Annotated in this window: 12 protein-coding genes and 1 tRNA gene; 8 read left to right on the top strand and 5 right to left on the bottom strand. The window is 65.2% G+C overall.

The annotated features are described in order from the left end of the window. Window positions 1-3 precede the first annotated feature (3 nt). The 3 genes from A8G08_RS01175 to A8G08_RS01185 form a co-directional block, all read right to left on the bottom strand. The gene (locus A8G08_RS01175; protein ID WP_068269162.1) at window positions 4-408 is read right to left on the bottom strand and encodes an SRPBCC family protein; all 405 of its coding nucleotides are present in this window, start codon (window positions 406-408) and stop codon (window positions 4-6) included. Next, window positions 395-721, bottom strand: a complete 327-nt coding sequence (locus tag A8G08_RS01180) for an ArsR/SmtB family transcription factor (RefSeq protein ID WP_068269165.1) — start codon at window positions 719-721, stop codon at window positions 395-397. The genes A8G08_RS01175 and A8G08_RS01180 overlap by 14 nt, the downstream gene beginning before the upstream one ends. A gap of 62 nt (window positions 722-783) precedes the next feature. Next, window positions 784-870, bottom strand: a tRNA-Leu gene (locus A8G08_RS01185). A gap of 170 nt (window positions 871-1,040) precedes the next feature. Between A8G08_RS01185 and A8G08_RS01190 the strand changes: the two genes are divergently transcribed. The 8 genes from A8G08_RS01190 (at window position 1,041) to polA (ending at window position 10,964) form a co-directional block, all read left to right on the top strand. Next, window positions 1,041-1,640 carry an ANTAR domain-containing response regulator gene (locus A8G08_RS01190; protein ID WP_068269168.1) on the top strand — a complete coding sequence of 200 codons (600 nt, stop codon included), beginning with the start codon at window positions 1,041-1,043 and terminating at the stop codon, window positions 1,638-1,640. 149 nt (window positions 1,641-1,789) lie between these two features. Next, window positions 1,790-3,013: a branched-chain amino acid ABC transporter substrate-binding protein gene (locus A8G08_RS01195; RefSeq protein WP_068269170.1), complete on the top strand. Its 1,224-nt coding sequence runs from the start codon at window positions 1,790-1,792 to the stop codon at window positions 3,011-3,013. A 98-nt stretch (window positions 3,014-3,111) separates the two neighbouring features. Then, window positions 3,112-4,152 (top strand): branched-chain amino acid ABC transporter permease, encoded by a 1,041-nt coding sequence (locus A8G08_RS01200; RefSeq protein WP_068269173.1) that lies wholly within the window; start codon window positions 3,112-3,114, stop codon window positions 4,150-4,152. Further along, window positions 4,149-5,354: a branched-chain amino acid ABC transporter permease gene (locus A8G08_RS01205; protein WP_068269176.1), complete on the top strand. Its 1,206-nt coding sequence runs from the start codon at window positions 4,149-4,151 to the stop codon at window positions 5,352-5,354. The genes A8G08_RS01200 and A8G08_RS01205 overlap by 4 nt, the downstream gene beginning before the upstream one ends. After that, window positions 5,351-6,358, top strand: a complete 1,008-nt coding sequence (locus tag A8G08_RS01210) for an ABC transporter ATP-binding protein (RefSeq protein ID WP_084435850.1) — start codon at window positions 5,351-5,353, stop codon at window positions 6,356-6,358. The genes A8G08_RS01205 and A8G08_RS01210 overlap by 4 nt, the downstream gene beginning before the upstream one ends. Continuing rightward, entirely contained in the window at window positions 6,345-7,097 is a 753-nt protein-coding gene (locus tag A8G08_RS01215; protein WP_068269196.1) for an ABC transporter ATP-binding protein, read from the top strand. The genes A8G08_RS01210 and A8G08_RS01215 overlap by 14 nt, the downstream gene beginning before the upstream one ends. Before the next feature lie 30 nt (window positions 7,098-7,127). Continuing rightward, window positions 7,128-8,168: a potassium channel family protein gene (locus A8G08_RS01220; protein WP_222844226.1), complete on the top strand. Its 1,041-nt coding sequence runs from the start codon at window positions 7,128-7,130 to the stop codon at window positions 8,166-8,168. Window positions 8,169-8,225: 57 nt separating this feature from the next. Next, complete coding sequence (polA, locus tag A8G08_RS01225) at window positions 8,226-10,964, top strand: DNA polymerase I (protein WP_068269178.1); 2,739 nt, start codon at window positions 8,226-8,228, stop codon at window positions 10,962-10,964. Window positions 10,965-11,033: 69 nt separating this feature from the next. Here the strand turns inward: polA and A8G08_RS01230 are convergent, their stop codons facing one another. Together A8G08_RS01230 and trxA are read right to left on the bottom strand one after the other, a co-directional pair. Then, the gene (locus tag A8G08_RS01230; RefSeq protein ID WP_068269180.1) at window positions 11,034-11,411 is read right to left on the bottom strand and encodes a YciI family protein; all 378 of its coding nucleotides are present in this window, start codon (window positions 11,409-11,411) and stop codon (window positions 11,034-11,036) included. Between the two features lie 108 nt (window positions 11,412-11,519). Next, a complete protein-coding gene (gene trxA / locus A8G08_RS01235; RefSeq protein WP_068269182.1) occupies window positions 11,520-11,888 on the bottom strand; it encodes a thioredoxin in 369 nt (122 codons plus the stop codon). Window positions 11,889-12,101: the final 213 nt, after the last annotated feature.

The raw sequence follows: 12,101 nt of genomic DNA on the forward strand, positions 1-12,101 counted from the left end.
GCGTCAGGCGGCGAGCAATTCGGCCAGGCGCGGCATCACCTTGTCCCGCCAGCCCGGGCCCATTCGGTTGAACGCAAAAAGGTCGCCGTCGTTCTCGAGGTCGAAGCCGGAGTGCTCCAGGAACAGGCGCGTGCCCTTGCCCTCGGCGACTAGTCGCCAGCTGATGGTCCAGGTGCCATTGAAGGCGAACACGAACAGTTCAGGTTCGCGAACCTGCACCACCTCGCAGGGAATCGGTCCGCGGCCGGGCATCTCGAGATGGAACCGGTGGCCGAGGACGCCGGCGATATCGCCCGGTGCCCACCACTGCGCATGCAACTCCGGGGTGGTCAGCGCCTGCCACACCTTTTCCGGTGCGGCAGAGATGAATTGGTCCACGGTGATGGTGGCGAGCTCAGTTTCGCTCATCTGAATTGTTCTCCTCCACGAGATCGGCGAGCGAACGTAGGCGTTCGCGCCAGAAGCGTTCGAATGGGTGCAGCCATACGCCGACATCGGCTAGCGGCTCGGGGGTCAGGTGGTAGCGCCGTTGCCGGCCGATCGGTTCGTCGCGGACGAGCCCGGCCTTGCGAAGGGTCTGCAGATGTTCGGCGACCGCAGGACGGCTCAGCTCGAATCGACTTGCCAAATCGCCCGCGGTCAGTGGCCCCTCGACAAGAATCTCGAGCAGGTGCCGACGGACCGGATTGGCCAGCGCGAGAAAGACGTCTTCGCTCGACATGCGAAGGAGAATATGTCGGCAGTTTCCGACATGTCAAGAATTTCCGACACGTTAGATGTCATTGGTGCCGAGTGTGGGACTCGAACCCACACGTCCTTTCGGACAATGGTTTTTGAGACCATCGCGTCTGCCTGTTCCGCCAACTCGGCGCACCGGCGGACAGTGTATCCCGCTGTGTTGAGTGAGCTTCCGCCCGGGGCGAGTTCGGACGCCGGTATCGCCGAAGCACCGGTAACCTGCTGCATATCCACCTCGAAAAGTGGCATCGCGCCCACCTCGAAGAGTGGCATCTCGATGGACGAGCGAAGGGTTGAGGACTATGACAGCAGCAGGAGGGGGCTCCGGTCCACGCCGTGTCGTCGTTGCCGAGGATGAGACGTTGATCCGCCTCGATCTCGTGGAGATGCTGTCCGAGGAGGGGTACGAGGTTGTCGGTGAAGCCGGCGACGGTCAGACGGCGGTCGACCTGGCAATCGAGCACAAGCCCGACCTCGTCATCATGGATGTGAAGATGCCGCGCCGCGACGGTATCGATGCCGCAGCGGAGATTGCCTCGAAGCGCGTCGCGCCGGTCGTGATTCTGACGGCGTTCAGCCAGCGCGATCTGGTCGAGCGTGCCCGGGACGCCGGCGCGATGGCGTATCTGGTCAAGCCGTTCACCAAGTCGGACCTGATTCCCGCGATCGAATTGGCCGCGAGTCGTTTCGCCGAAATCGCCTCGCTGGAGAGCGAGGTCGCGGGTCTGACCGACCGACTGGAGACCCGCAAGCTTGTCGAGCGGGCCAAGGGTGTGCTGATGCAGACGCAGGGCCTCACGGAGCCGCAGGCGTTCAAGTGGATTCAGCGGACCGCGATGGACCGCCGCACCACGATGAAGGCCGTGGCAGAGGTCGTTTTGGAGAACCTGACGCCCCAGTAAACATGGGATGACTGATGTTCCGCGCGCGACGCGGTCGATTCACCGACTGGCAATGTGTGCACAGTCGCCGCGTCAACGTTATGTTCTCTGCGGGCTGACGTAGTTGGCCCCTCCGGCCCGCCGGGGAGAGCAGACTTCGGAGGTGGCACGTGAAACGTCTGGGTGCGAAGAGTGTGGTGGTCGCCGCAGCGGCCGCAGCACTCGTTTTGTCTGGGTGTAGCGACAAGTCGACCGATAGCGGCGCCTCGGAGACCACCGGCGCGGGGGCGGGCAACCTGAGCATTCAGCCGCTGCTGCAGGTCGATACCGAGGGTAAGGAAGTGCCGAAGGCCGACTCGTCCGCCGCGGCGAGTCCGGCGGGCAATGGTTCGGCGACGTGCCCGCCCGTGTCGATCGGCATGGCCGGCGCTCTCACCGGCCCGGATGCCGCTCTCGGCATCAACATCATCAATGGCGTCAAGCTCGCGCTCGAGCAGCACAACTCCGCGAACCCGGGCTGCCAGGTGACGCTCGCACAGTTCGACACCGAGGGCGACCCGCAGAAGGCCACCCAGGTGATCCCGCAGGTCATCAACAACCCGGCGGTCGTCGGCCTGATCGGCCCGGCCTTCTCCGGTGAGACCAAGGCGACCGGCGGCATCCTCAGCGACGCGGGCCTGGCCTCCCTGACCGCGTCGGCGACCAATGCGACGCTGACCCAGAACGGCTGGCAGACCTTCTTCCGCGGCCTGGCGAACGATGACGTCCAGGGTCCCGCCGTGGCGAAGTACATGACCGGCACCGCCGGTTACGACAAGGTGTGCGTGATCCAGGACAACACCGACTACGGTGTCGGCCTGGCGAACAGCGTCACCGAGGGTCTCGGAGCCGCGGCCGATGAGAGCTGCGCCGCCAGCATCAAGAAGGGCGACAAGGACTTCTCCGCGACGGTGACCAAGGTCCAGGGCGCCAACCCCGACGCGATCTTCTTCTCCGGCTACTACTCTGAGGCCGCGCCGCTCGCGCAGCAGCTGAAGTCGGCGGGCGTCGAGGCCACCTTCGTGTCGGCCGACGGCAGCAACGATCCACAGTTCGTCTCGCAGGCCGGCAATTCCGCGGCCGGTGCGATCCTGTCCTGCCCGTGTGGACCGGCGCCGGACGAGTTCAAGGAGCAGTACACCGCACTGGCCAACCAGGAGCCGGGTGTCTACTCGGTGGAGGCGTACGACCTCACCACGATCCTCTTGACGGGTATCGACTCGGGCAAGGTCACGCGCGCGGATCTGGTCGACTATGTCCGCAACTACGACGGCACCGGCCTGGCGCGCCAGTACAAGTGGAGCCCCAACGGCGAGTTGGCCTCCGCGCTGATCTGGATTTACGAGGTCAAGTAGTTCGATAGAGACGGCACGTACGTGCGCCGGAATCGGCGGATGTACGTGCCGTCCGCTATCTCAACAAGTGAAGGTGTTGCGATGATGGCGGTGCCGCAATGAGTTCGGCGCTAGCGGTGGGGGCCGCAACGGTTCTGGCGGACGGTTCGATCGATTTCAACGTCCAGGGCGTGATCGACAATTTCTGGCAGCTCACAATCGACGGGTTGTCCTACGGCTCAATCTACGCCCTTGTGGCAGTTGGCTATACGCTCGTCTACGGCGTGCTACGGCTGATCAACTTCGCCCATTCCGAAATCTTCATGCTCGGCATGTTCGGTACCTACATTGGCCTCGAACTGCTCGGCTTCACGCCGAGCGGCAACACCTACGCCGAGGGCACCGGGGCAACAATCGTATTCCTCGGTCTGGCAATGCTATTCGGCATGGCCACTTCGGGCGCCGCGGCGGTCGGTCTGGAACGGGTCGCGTACCGGCCACTGCGCAAGCGTGGCGCCAAACCGCTGATCTTCCTGATCACCGCGATCGGCATGTCGTTCGTTATCCAGGAATTCGTGCACTTCGTGCTGCCGAAGTTCGTCGACGATCTCGGTGGCACAAATGCGCAGCAGCCGATCAAGCTCGTCGATCCGAAGGTGCAGTTCGAAATCTTCGGCGCCCCGGTTACCAACGTGACACTCATCATCGTTGCCTCCGCAGTGGTTTTGGCGATCGCGACCGAGATTCTGATCAACCGGACCAAGCTCGGTCGTGGTATCCGCGCGGTGGCGCAGGATCCGAATACCGCGACGCTGATGGGTGTTTCGCGGGAACGGGTCATCATGCTGACGTTCCTCATCGGCGGCGTGCTCGCCGGTGCGGCAGCGATGCTCTACACGCTCAAGATCCCGTCGGGAATCATCTTCTCGGGTGGATTCATCCTCGGTATCAAGGCGTTCAGCGCCGCGGTGCTCGGCGGTATCGGCAATCTGCGCGGCGCACTGCTCGGCGGCCTGATCCTCGGTGTCGTCGAGAACTACGGACAGATCCTCTTCGGCACCGAATGGCGAGACGTGGTGGCGTTCGTCCTGCTGGTGCTTGTGCTGATGTTCCGGCCAACCGGAATCCTCGGTGAGAGTCTGGGGAAGGCGCGGGTATGACGACACCGAACGTTCCGGCGGCCGACGAGCGGCCCAGGGCCGGCGTAGGAGACGCGATCCGGTCGTGGTGGGACGGACTGGCCCGGCCGATGCAGTGGTTGGTCGGTGTGCCCGGGATCATCGCGCTGGCACTGCTGCCGCTCTTCCCGCCGCCGTTCTTCGACACGCCGGCAGCCAACTTCGGCGGCGTCATGGCGCAGTTCGCGATGTACGCGCTTATCGCGATCGGCCTCAACGTCGTGGTCGGCCAGGCCGGTCTACTCGACCTCGGCTATGTCGGTTTCTACGCGGTCGGCGCGTACACGGTCGGCCTGCTCACGAGCCCGAACAGTCCGTGGAACCAGACCGATGGCGGCTGGCTGAACGACGACTGGGCCTGGCTTGCGTGCCTGCCGCTCGCGGTCGCGGTGACCGCGTTCTCCGGCCTGCTTCTCGGTACGCCGACGCTGCGCCTGCGCGGCGACTACCTGGCCATCGTCACGCTCGGATTCGGCGAGATCGTCCGCCTGCTGGCCGACAACCTCACCGAGGTCACAAACGGCAGCCTCGGGCTGTCGGGGATCGCCTATCCGCATATCGGTGAATCGGAGGAGCACCCGCAGGGCGTGTTCTCCTCCGGCAACGTTGGCGACCCGCTGAACTCCGGCGTCTGGTGGTACTGGCTCGGCATGATCCTGGTGATCATCGTGCTGCTGATGGTCGGCAACCTCGAGCGCAGCCGGGTCGGCCGGTCGTGGGTCGCGATCCGCGAGGACGAGGACGCGGCCGAGATCATGGGCGTGCCCACGTTCAAGTTCAAGCTGTGGGCATTCATGATCGGCGCGGGCATCGGCGGCATGTCCGGTGCCCTCTATGCGGGCCAGGTGCAGTTCATCAACCCGAGCGGGTTCAACATCATCAACTCGATGCTGTTCCTGTGTGCCGTCGTGATCGGCGGTCAGGGCAACAAGCTCGGCGTGATCGTCGGCGCGTTCATCATCGTGTACCTGCCGAACCGGCTCATGTCCGTGGAGGTCGGTGGTCAGCCGCTCGGCGACTACAAGTACCTGTTCTTCGGTCTTACCCTTGTGGTGCTGATGATCTTCCGGCCGCAGGGTCTCTTCCCGGCCCGGCAGCGCCTGCTCACCTATGGCCGGCAGATCTACAAGGCGGTGCGCAGGCCGGTCGAGGCGGCACCGAGCACGGCGGGAGCGGGTAAATGACGATTCCTGGCCCCGGCGAGGCGATGTTCGACAACGAGGACATGGCCGTCGATTCCAGCCCGAAGACGTTCGACGAGACCGCGGGGATCGTCGATGTCGCCGCGATCGATCCGCTGCTGGCCGATCCGGACCTGGTCGCCGAGGTGGTGGCCCCGACTCGCACCATCGAGACCGAGGTCGGCGAGGCGCTGTTGCGCACCGAGGGACTTACCGTGAGGTTCGGTGGCCTGACCGCGCTCGATGACGTGAGTTTCGAGATCCGCCGCGGCGAGATCCTCGGCCTGATCGGTCCGAACGGTGCCGGCAAGACGACCTGCTTCAACGCGATCACCGGTGTCTACAAGCCGACTTCCGGATTGGTCGAATTCGACGGGTCGCCGATCACGGAAACGTCGACGGGTCGGTTCAGCCGCTCGAAGGCGACGAAACGCAACGAGATCACCCGCCTCGGCATCGCCCGCACATTCCAGAACATCCGGCTCTTCGGCGAGATGACCGCACTCGAGAACGTCGTCGTGGGCACGGACGCTCGGCACCGCACCTCGGTGCCCGGCGCGATCTTCCGCTCGCCGCGCCACCGGCGCGAGGAACACGATGCGGTGGAGCGCGGCATGGCCCTGCTCGAATTCGTCGGAATCGCCCCACGGGCGGTGGAAAAGGCGCGCAACCTTTCCTACGGTGATCAGCGCCGGCTCGAGATCGCCCGGGCACTCGCCACCGAGCCCAAACTGCTCTGCCTCGACGAGCCGGCCGCCGGGTTCAACCCGAGCGAGAAGTCGGCACTGATGGATCTGATCCGCAAGATCCGTGACGACGGGTTCACGGTGCTGCTGATCGAGCACGACATGCGCCTGGTCATGGGCGTCACCGACCGCATCGTGGTCCTCGAGTTCGGGCGCAAGATCGCGGATGATGTGCCGTCCGCTATCCGCGAGAACCCTGCCGTAATCGCCGCCTACCTGGGCGTGCCCGACGAGGGAGATGACGCTGATGGCGAAGCATAGGAACGAGGAGTCCTCGGACCGGCCGATGCTCGAAGTCACGGACATGGTCGTCGACTACGGCCGGATCCGTGCGCTGCACGGCATTTCGCTGCGCGTCGAGCGCGGTGAACTGGTGACCCTGCTCGGCGCGAACGGCGCCGGAAAGTCCACGACGATGCGCGCGCTGTCCGGCCTGATTCCGTTGCGCGGCGGCAAGATCATGTTCGACGGCCGCGACATCACGCACGTGAAGGCGCACGAACGGGTGCTCGCCGGAATGGTGCAGGCGCCGGAGGGGCGCGGCGTGTTCCCCGGTATGACCGTCCAGGAAAACCTGGACATGGGGCACTATGCGCGCAAGTTCGAAACCAAAGCCGCCTATACCGAGCGGCTGGACTGGGTGTTCGAACTCTTCCCGCGGCTTTTGGAGCGGCGCACGCAGGTGGGCGGCACGCTGTCCGGCGGCGAGCAGCAGATGGTCGCCATCGGGCGCTCACTGATGGCTCGGCCGAAGCTGCTGCTCCTCGATGAGCCGTCGATGGGCCTGGCGCCCATGGTGATTCAGCAGATCTTCCGCATCATCACCGAGATCAACGCGCAGGGTACGACGATCCTGCTGGTCGAGCAGAACGCGCAGCAGGCGCTGTCCCGCACCGACCGTGCCTACATCCTGGAAACGGGCGAGATCACCACCACTGGGACTGGCAAGGAGTTGCTCGCCGATCCCGCGGTCAAGCACGCCTACCTCGGCGTCGGCTAGCAGCGCGGCGCCGAGCGGGAGGCCACGAACGTGCTGTTGCTGCTTACGCGGATGATGAAGGATTTCCGGCGGGCATTCGTGCCCTGGTCGGTGCCCCTGTACGTGGCCGCTTTCGTATTCTTCAGCAGCTGGCTCGCCATGTGGCTCGCCGAACCCGACAGCGATCTCGTCGCCCCGGCGAACTATCCGTGGTACTTCGTGGTCAGCGCCACCACCGTGGGGTACGGCGACTATTTTCCGAAGACCGCCATCGGGCACGTCATCGGCACCTATGTCATCTTGGGCGGCATCGTCGCTCTGACCGTGTTGTTCACCCGGATCGCCGACAAGATCACCACCGCAAGGGGACGCCGTATGCGTGGTCTCGCCACTCTCGATATCGACAATCACATTGTGCTGCTCGGCTACACGGCAGGTCGGACCGAGCGGCTCATCGAAGAGTTGCTGCTGGAGCCGACTGCACGAGTTGTGTTGTGCGGCTGGGACACCATTGCCGAGCACCCGATGCCGGAGCTGGATCGGACGTCGTTCGTACGCGGCGATCTCGCCGACCAGTCGGTGATGATGCGGGCATGCATCCACCGCGCAGCTGCCGTTCTCATCGACGGCCGCGACGACAACGAGACCCTCGGCATTGCCGTCGCGGCCGCGCACGCCACCCGGCGGTCCCGGCCGCGCGGCTCCTCGGAAACGAGTATCCCGCTGATCGCCGCGGTGCGAGACATGGCTCGGGCCAGTCACTTTCGCTATGTCAGCACGCGCATCGAGTGCGTGCAGTGGCATGTGCCGAACCTGCTCGTCGAGGAAGCGCACGACCCCGGTATCACCCAGGTCTACGTGGAACTCATGACGGCAGGCGGCCACAGCAATACGTATTCGCTGCGGCTGCAACGTGACTACGACAGTTTCGGCGCGGTGCAGACCGAGTTGGGGAGGCGGCATTCCGCGGTGGTGCTGGCGGTGCGGCGCGACGGCCGGCTCGAGGTGGGGCCGCACTGGGATACGCCGGTGAGTGCCGGCACCGTCGTCTACTACGTCGCGGCGTCGCGACTCGACCGGGTCGGCATGTAAAAGTGCAGGTGCGGGCATGCCCTGTTCTCGTCGGTGGGGCTGCCTAGACTCGTCACCGTGAGTCCAGCCACCAGCACCGGTCCGCGCCCCTCCGACGCCACCTCCGAGGGGACGGCGAAGCAGCCAACGCTGATGCTGCTCGATGGGCATTCGCTCGCCTTCCGCGCGTTCTTCGCGCTGCCGGCCGAGAACTTCAAGACCGTGTCCGGGCAGACGACGAATGCCGTGTACGGGTTCACCTCGATGCTCATCAACCTGCTGCGCGACGAGCAGCCCACGCATATCGCCGCGGCGTTCGACGTGTCGCGGCAGACCTTCCGCGCCGAGGCGTACGCAGAGTACAAGGCGAATCGGTCCAGCCCGCCGGATGAGTTCCGCGGCCAGGTCGAGATCACGAAGGACGTACTCGGCGCGCTCGGTATCCCGGTCATGGCCGAGGCGGGGTTCGAGGCCGACGACATCATCGCGACGGTCGCTACGCAGGCCGAACCGCTGGGCTATCGCGTGCTGATCGTCACCGGCGACCGCGACGCGATCCAGCTCGTCAACGACAACGTCACGGTGCTGTACCCGCGCAAGGGCGTATCGGACATGTGGCGGTTCACGCCGGAGTCGGTGCAGGAGCGCTACGGCCTCACCCCGAAGCAATACCCGGACTACGCGGCGCTGCGTGGCGACCCGAGCGACAACCTGCCTGGCATCCCGGGGGTGGGGGAGAAGACCGCGGCGAAGTGGATTCGCGAGTTCGGTGACCTCACGGCGCTGGTCGACCGAGTGGACGAGGTGAAGGGCAAGGTCGGCGACGCGCTGCGCGCGAACCTGTCCAGTGTGCTGCTCAACCGCCAGCTCACCGAGATGGTGCGGGACATGTCGCTGCCCTACACCCCTGAACAGCTCGAGCACGGTGGGTGGGATCGGGACAAGATCCATCAGCTGTTCGACGATCTCGAGTTCCGGGTGCTGAGGGACCGGCTCTTCGAGACGCTCGTTTCCGCGGAGCCCGAGGCCGACGAGGGATTCGAGATCAGCGGCGGCGCGATTGCTCCCGGTGAGGTCGCGGACTGGCTTGCCGAGCATGCGAGTACCGGTGCGCGGCATGGTATTTCGATCGTGGGGACCGGCACGCCGTTCGGTGGCGATGTGACGGCACTGGCCATCGCGGCGTCCGGAGGCGAGGGCGGCTACCTGGAAGTGGCGGGTCTGACCCCGGAGGACGAGAAGGCGCTCGCCGCCTGGCTCGCCGATGCCGGGCAGCCGAAGGCTGTGCACGAGGCGAAGTTCGCCATGCACGCCCTGCGTGGTCGCGGCTGGACGCTGGAGGGGCTGAGCAGTGACACGGCGCTAGCGGCCTACCTGGTTCGCCCGGGCCAGCGCACCTTCAACCTCGACGATCTGTCGCTGCGCTACCTGAAGCGCGAACTGAGGGTCGACAAGCCCGACCAGGGTCAGATGTCGTTGCTCGACGACGAGGATGATCTGACTACCGCGACCGCCGAGACCGAAATCCTGCGTGCGCAGGCGGTGCTCGACCTCGCCGACGCGATGGACGGCGAGCTCTCTCAGATCGAATCCACCCCGCTGCTCGCGGAGATGGAACTCCCGCTGCTGACGGTGCTCGCCAGGCTCGAGGAGTTCGGCATCGCCGTGGATCTCGACCACCTGCACGATCTGCAGAGCGGTTTCGCCGCGCAGGTGGCGGAGGCCGCGAATGCCGCGTACGAGGTGATCGGCAAGCAGATCAACCTCGGCTCGCCCAAGCAGCTGCAGGTGGTGCTGTTCGACGAGCTCGAGATGCCGAAGACCAAGCGCACCAAGACCGGCTACACCACTGATGCCGATGCGCTGCAGACATTGTTCGAGAAGACCGAGCACCCCTTCCTCGAACACCTGCTCGCGCATCGTGACGCCACCCGGCTGAAGGTCACTGTCGACGGGTTGCTCAAGTCGGTGTCCGACGACGGGCGGATCCACACCACCTTCAATCAGACGATCGCGGCGACGGGCCGGCTCTCCTCGACCGAGCCGAACCTGCAGAACATTCCGATCCGCACGGACGCCGGCCGCCGCATCAGGCAGGCCTTTGTGGTCGGCGACGGTTACGACACCCTGATGACAGCCGACTACAGCCAGATCGAAATGCGGATCATGGCGCACGTCTCCGGCGACGCGGGTCTGATCGAGGCGTTCAACTCGGGCGAGGATCTGCACAGCTTCGTGGCGTCGAAGGCGTTCGGCATCCCGATCAGCGACGTGACGCCCGAGCTGCGGCGCCGGGTCAAGGCGATGTCCTACGGCCTCGCCTATGGCCTGAGCGCCTACGGCCTGTCCGCACAGCTGCGGATCAGCACCGAGGAAGCCAAGGACCAGATGGAAACCTACTTCGCCCGATTCGGCGGAGTGCGGGATTACCTGCACGAGGTTGTCGAGCAGGCCCGCAAGACCGGGTACACCGAGACGCTGTTCGGACGCCGGCGCTACCTACCCGATCTGGATTCGAGTAATCGACAGCGCCGTGAGACTGCGGAGCGGGCGGCCCTCAACGCGCCGATCCAGGGCACGGCCGCCGACATCATCAAGGTCGCGATGATCAACGTCGCGAACGCGGTCACCGAGGCAGGGCTGCAGTCCCGGATGCTGCTGCAGATCCACGACGAATTGCTATTCGAGGTCGTGGAATCCGAGCGCGATGTCATCGAGCGGCTCGTCCGCGACGAGATGGGATCGGCGATCGAGATGTCGGTGCCGCTCGACGTTTCGGTTGGCTTCGGCGCCAACTGGGACTCCGCCGCACACTAAAGGCGTGCCTCCCAATCCCCTTCGGGGAATTGGGAGACACGCCCTAAGCGCGGAGTCCACGGTCGGAAGTTACTGCGGGGCGCCCATATCGGCCGCGCTCCACATGGCGCGCACCTCGACGTCGCCCTGCCAGCCGGGCCAGTACTCCTTGTGCAGGTCGAGCAGCCATTGGGCCTGTTCGATCGCTTCTTCGAGCGTGTTCACGTTCAGGATCGCGTAGCCACCGGCCAGTTCCTTGGCCTCGGTGTAGGGCCCGTCGAGCACGCTCACCTTGCCGTCGCGCAGTGCGACCTTCGCGCCGCCCTCGTCGAGCGTGCTCAGGCCGCCTGTGTCGACCATCAAGCCGTTGGCGAACGCCTCCTGGCCGGCCGTCGCCATGGCCTCCATCAATCCCGCGGGCGGCTGGCCGTAGTCCTTGTCGGCGCGCACCCAGGTCATGTACTTCATGTCGGCTCCTCTTCGGGTCGGTTTTCGTCGGTGCGGACTCTCGTCCTCAATACCGCGTCGCTCGACCCGAGCGCGAATCGACATGCCCCGCGAGATTATTTTCGCGAGTTACTGCGCTGCCTGCTGATCGGCGATCTGCTTTCGCACATCGTCCATGTCGAGGCCCTTGATCTGGGTCACGAGATCCTCGAGCGAGGCCGGCGGGAGGGCGCCGGGCTGCGCGAAGACGAGGACGCCCTCACGGAACGCCATGATCGTCGGGATCGAGCGGATGTTCGCAGCCGCGGCGAGTCCCTGCTCGGCCTCGGTGTCGACCTTGCCGTGGATGACGTCGGGATGGGTCTCCGAGGACGCCTCGAAGGTCGGCGCGAAGCTGCGGCATGGACCGCACCATGACGCCCAGAAATCGACCAGCACGATGTCATTGCCGGTGACGATCTCGTCGAAGTTTTCCTGGGTCAGGGTCTGCGTGGCCATGTCGTCCTCTCGTCGCAGTTCATGGCAGTTCAACACGACGATCGGCGAGATTCTTCCCGACGTTTCGCCTCACGTGATTCGCCACTCCCTGTGTTCGTCGCCATCCCAGCGCCGGATTGCTTCGACGTTACCGATGAGCTCGGGCTCGTCGAGGACGGCGCCGACCGCCTCACCCAGGCGGTCACGAGGTATTCGGCGCGCAAGGGTGATGTG

The sequence above is a fragment of the Aldersonia kunmingensis genome, from assembly GCF_001646865.1.
Classification (GTDB): domain Bacteria; phylum Actinomycetota; class Actinomycetes; order Mycobacteriales; family Mycobacteriaceae; genus Aldersonia; species Aldersonia kunmingensis.

Bases quoted from the DNA above. Each gene is read 5' to 3' on its own strand.
- A8G08_RS01200 (WP_068269173.1), top strand. From the start codon at position 3,112: ATGAGTTCGGCGCTAGCGGTGGGGGCCGCAACGGTTCTGGCGGACGGT.
- trxA (WP_068269182.1), bottom strand. From the start codon at position 11,888: ATGGCCACGCAGACCCTGACCCAGGAAAACTTCGACGAGATCGTCACC.
- A8G08_RS01190 (WP_068269168.1), top strand. From the start codon at position 1,041: ATGACAGCAGCAGGAGGGGGCTCCGGTCCACGCCGTGTCGTCGTTGCC.
- A8G08_RS01180 (WP_068269165.1), bottom strand. From the start codon at position 721: ATGTCGAGCGAAGACGTCTTTCTCGCGCTGGCCAATCCGGTCCGTCGG.
- A8G08_RS01230 (WP_068269180.1), bottom strand. From the start codon at position 11,411: ATGAAGTACATGACCTGGGTGCGCGCCGACAAGGACTACGGCCAGCCG.
- A8G08_RS01205 (WP_068269176.1), top strand. From the start codon at position 4,149: ATGACGACACCGAACGTTCCGGCGGCCGACGAGCGGCCCAGGGCCGGC.
- A8G08_RS01210 (WP_084435850.1), top strand. From the start codon at position 5,351: ATGACGATTCCTGGCCCCGGCGAGGCGATGTTCGACAACGAGGACATG.
- A8G08_RS01175 (WP_068269162.1), bottom strand. From the start codon at position 408: ATGAGCGAAACTGAGCTCGCCACCATCACCGTGGACCAATTCATCTCT.
- A8G08_RS01215 (WP_068269196.1), top strand. From the start codon at position 6,345: ATGGCGAAGCATAGGAACGAGGAGTCCTCGGACCGGCCGATGCTCGAA.